At 62.5% G+C, this 1,015-nt stretch carries 1 protein-coding gene; it reads left to right on the top strand.

The genetic code is table 11. The features are described 5' to 3' along the window. Positions 1–370 precede the first annotated feature (370 nt). Entirely contained in the window at positions 371–727 is a 357-nt protein-coding gene (locus AC0Z36_RS29740) for a nuclear transport factor 2 family protein (RefSeq protein ID WP_485466191.1), read from the top strand. Positions 728–1,015: the final 288 nt, after the last annotated feature.

Below are 1,015 nucleotides of genomic sequence, written 5' to 3'. Positions count from 1 at the left end.
CGTCACGCGACGGCCCGTCCCCGAACGGCTGGGGACATTACGGGCAACCTACCGGTTCAGTCAGTAATCAGACCCCACTGACGAATCGAGGCTGACACGAGGCTGAAATCCGTACGTGAACAGATTTTGTCTGGCCTCAAGCGATCGAAGTGACTGAAGCGACCGAAGGACCGGGGCCCGGGATGTGCGGCCGATGATTGTCGGTGACCCAGTGTGCCCGATGGCCGGTCACCGCAACTCCATAAGGAATCCTGCTGTCTGGCAGCAGATCCAGCTCTTGGACGTATAGTCTCGCGCGGGCGCACAGTGGAGGTATCGGTCGGCAGGGAAGAGGCCGGGCCACAAGAACTCCTCGGTGAAGGGCTCCACGGTGACTCAGAACGCAGCCACGGTCGCTGCCGCGTACTTCACCGCCTGGAAGGCCGACGACTTCGACACCTACCAGTCGTTGCTCGCCGACGATGTGCAGTTCGACGGGCCACTCGCGCACATCGTCGGCGCCGACGAGTGCACTGCGGGCATCAAGGGCATGTCGCAGATCAAGACCGACATCGTCATTCAGAAAGTCTTCGCCGACGGGGACGACGTAGTCACCTGGTTCGACCTGTACACCAAGGTCGCGGCCCCGATCCCTACCGCCAGCTGGATCCCCGTCGAGAACGGCAGGATCACGAAGATCCAGGTGGTTTTCGACGCCCGGCCGCTCATGGGCCCGCCCGGCAACTGACCAGGCAGCGCAGGTGTGGTGGGTGTTTCACTCCCGGAATGGGGAGTGAAACACCCACCACAGTCTGTTTCGCACAATCGCGCCAGTCCAAGCCTCTGTTCCCCCTGCACGGCCGGAAGCGTACTGCCCTGGCAATAGCTACCCACGGGAGCTCGCACAATGTCCGGACACACACCGGTACACGACGGCATTGACCTCGATTCGTCAGTGGGGTCTGATTACTGACTGAACCGGTAGGTTGCCCGTAATGTCCCCAGCCGTTCGGGGACGGGCCGTCGCGTGACGCCG

Source organism: Kitasatospora sp. UYEF31 (genome assembly GCF_057291755.1).
The sequence above is the reverse complement of the archived record's forward strand: the minus strand, read 5'-3'. Positions and strand labels throughout refer to the sequence as shown.